The organism is Mesorhizobium sp. M7A.F.Ca.MR.245.00.0.0 (assembly GCF_003997415.1).
GTDB lineage: Bacteria > Pseudomonadota > Alphaproteobacteria > Rhizobiales > Rhizobiaceae > Mesorhizobium.
Genome location: NZ_RZTE01000030.1, coordinates 66903 through 70146 on the forward strand (window position 1 = coordinate 66903; position 3244 = coordinate 70146).

General features: G+C 64.0%; 2 protein-coding genes. Both read left to right on the forward strand.

Going from position 1 to position 3244, the window contains the following annotated elements; all coding sequences use genetic code 11:
• Positions 1–198 precede the first annotated feature (198 nt).
• On the forward strand, positions 199–1209 hold the full coding sequence (gene gap / locus EOB80_RS25030; RefSeq protein WP_023810967.1) for a type I glyceraldehyde-3-phosphate dehydrogenase: 1011 nt from the start codon (positions 199–201) through the stop codon (positions 1207–1209).
• A 216-nt stretch (positions 1210–1425) separates the two neighbouring features.
• A partial coding sequence (locus EOB80_RS25035; protein WP_127330413.1) for a potassium/proton antiporter occupies positions 1426–3244 on the forward strand: 1819 nt, incomplete at its 3' end.

The following is a 3244-nucleotide window of genomic DNA, read 5'->3' on the forward strand; positions in this document are numbered from 1 at the left end:
AAGCCGCGGCCAAGGCGGCGGAAGCCCGCCTGCATACCAAGTAGGTTCAAGGTTCGGCGAAATCGCGAAAGGCGGACTCGCCGGGCTGGCCCAACTTAATCGATTTAAATCCACGCCACTGCGGCTGGATTCTTTCTGATTCCACCGCTATGAAACTGCGGACCCCTCATCCGCCCTCCAACTCCCAGGGAGAGAATTATGACCGTCAGAGTTGCCATCAACGGATTTGGCCGCATCGGCCGCAACATCCTGCGCGCCATCCATGAATCCGGCCGCAAGGACATCGACGTCGTCGCCGTCAACGACCTCGGCCCGGTCGAGACCAATGCGCATCTGTTGCGCTACGACAGCGTGCACGGCCGCTTCCCGCATGAAGTTTCGGTTTCCGGCGATCAGATCACCGTCGGCAAGGAAACGTTCAAGGTCACCGCGATCAAGGATCCGACGCAGCTACCGTGGAAGGAACTCGGCATCGACATCGCGCTCGAATGCACCGGCATCTTCACCGCCCGTGACAAGGCAGCGGCACACCTGACCGCCGGCGCCAAGCGCGTCATCGTTTCGGCCCCTGCCGAAGGCGCCGACCTCACCGTCGTCTACGGCATCAACCACGACCAGTTGACCAAGGATCATATCGTCATCTCGAATGCCTCCTGCACCACCAACTGCCTGGCGCCGCTGGCAGCCGTGCTGCATGAGACGGTCGGCATCGAAAAAGGCATGATGACGACGATCCATTCCTACACCGGCGACCAGCCGACGCTGGACACCATGCACAAGGATCTCTACCGCGCCCGCGCCGCTGCCCTGTCGCAGATCCCGACCTCGACGGGTGCCGCCAAGGCGATCGGGCTGGTGCTGCCCGACCTCAAGGGCAAGCTCGACGGCATCTCGATCCGCGTGCCGACCCCGAACGTCTCGGTCGTCGACTTCAAGTTCATCGCCAAGCGGTCGACCACGGTGCAGGAGATCAACGACGCGGTGATCGCCGCTTCCAACGGCAAGCTGAAGGGCATTCTCGGCGTCACCCATCATCCGAACGTGTCGATCGACTTCAACCACGATCCGCGCTCCTCGATCATGGCGCTCGACCAGACCAAGGTGATGGACGGCAACTTCGTGTCGGTGCTGTCCTGGTACGACAATGAATGGGGTTTCTCCAACCGCATGGGCGACACATCGGTCGCCTTCGGCAAGACCATCGCCTGATCACAAGCTCTCTTTTCGAGACTTGGAACGCCCGGCTTTGCCCGGGCGTTTTTCATGAGCGCAGCTTGCGCCTTTCCAAATTGTGTCCTGGACGCCAAAACATCCAAAAATCAGCGGCATAGGCCAAAAAGCCACCCTGCCGCCTTGCACTGGTCACGTCTTCGCCCCACTCTCTCGCAAAGCAGGAGACAGACGAATTGAGGGGCTGATTTCAGGATGGAGCATGCGATCTATCTCGTCACGCTGGTCGGCACAGCGCTTGTCGTCGCCGCCGCGTTTTCGAGCCTGATCGCCTTCCGCTTCGGCGCCCCTCTTCTGCTCCTGTTTCTCTGCATTGGCCTCGCCACCGGCACCGACGGACTCGGCATCCAGTTCGACAACGCCCGCATCGCTTATTTTGCCGGCTCACTGGCGCTGGCCGTCATCCTGTTCGATTCCGGTTTCGGCACGCCGCTCAATGCCTTGCGGCAGGCTGCGGGCCCGGCTTTGTCGCTGGCGACCTTCGGCGTGCTTGTCACCACCGGCCTGTTCGGCGTCGCCGCCCATTATCTGCTCGATCTCACCTGGCTGGAATCCTTCCTGCTCGGGGCTGCCGTCGCCTCCACCGATGCGGCGGCCGTGTTCTTCCTGCTGCGCGCCGGCGAGATCAACCTGCGCGAACGCGTGCGCTCGACGCTCGAGGTGGAATCCGGCACCAACGACCCGATCGCCATCTTCCTGACCATCACGCTAGTAGAGATCATCGCCGCCCACGCCAACCCCGAAACCAATGTCCTGGTCACCAGCCTGTTCCTCGGCTTCCTCCTCAACATGGGCCTTGGCGCTGTCGTCGGCGTGCTCGGCGGCCTCGCCATCGTGCGCCTCGTCGACCGGCTCAATCTCGACCACGGCCTGCTGCCGATCTTCGTGCTGACCTTGTCGCTGATGGTGTTTGCAGCCGCCGGCGCCATTGGCGGCTCGGGCTTCCTGGCGGTCTATAGCGCCGGCCTCATCTCGGGCAATTCCGATATCCGCGCCGTCACCATCCTCAAGCGCTTCCAGGACGGCATGTCATGGCTGGCACAGATCATCATGTTCCTCATCCTCGGCCTGTTCGCGACGCCGTCGCAGTTCCCGGCGATCATGGTGCCGGCGGTGCTGCTCGGCCTGTTCCTGATGTTCATCGCCCGTCCGATCGCGGTCTGGCTCTGCCTGATCCCGTTCCGTCTGCCGCGCCCCGAGGTCGCCTTCGTCTCCTGGGTCGGCCTGCGCGGCGCGGTGTCGATCCTGCTCGCCATCACCCCGCTGCTGGGCGGGCTGGAAAACGGCCGTGTCATCTTCAACACCGCCTTCATCATCGTACTCGTGTCGCTGGTCATCCAGGGCTGGACAGTCGGACCGCTGGCGCGCCGCCTCGGTCTGATCGTGCCGGCACGGCTCGGACCGCTGGACAAGGTCGAGCTGGAACTTCCGGGCTCGGCCCATCACGAGCTTCTTGCCTATCGCGTTGCACACGGCAGCCCGGTGGCGCGCGGCGAGCGCATCCCACGCTGGGCGCGACCCTCGCTGGTGTTGCGCGACGGCCGCTCGATGCGCTTCCAGGACATGGGCCGGCTCGCCGCCGGCGACCAGGTCTACATTTTCGTGCCGGACCGCTATCCGCGCCTGCTCGACAAGCTGTTCGCGAGCCGTGCAGTGGTCGATCCCGAGGATGCCGATTTCTTCGGTGCCTTCGCCGTCGACCCCGCGCGCTCCGCCGCTGAACTGGAAGCGGCCTATACGCCAGGCCTGACCGAAGCGGAGCAAAAGCTCACCGTTGGCGCGCTGGTCACGGCGCGGCTCGGCGGCCATGCCGAATATGCCGACCGCGTCCTGCTCGGCCCGATAGAACTGATCGTCCGCGACGTCGACGACAAGGGCAAGATCATAGGCCTCGGCCTCTCGTTCGAGCCGACCGCGCCGGTGGCGCGGGTGCCGGTCTTCCTCAGCGCCGGCGAAATCGGCGATCGGTTCCAGCGAGAATTCGGGCGAGGGGCCATCCTTGGGTCGGCCGAAA

What these genes read in the sequence shown, in the direction of transcription:
- gap (WP_023810967.1), top strand. Translation starts at nt 199, where the DNA reads ATGACCGTCAGAGTTGCCATCAACGGATTTGGCCGCATCGGCCGCAAC.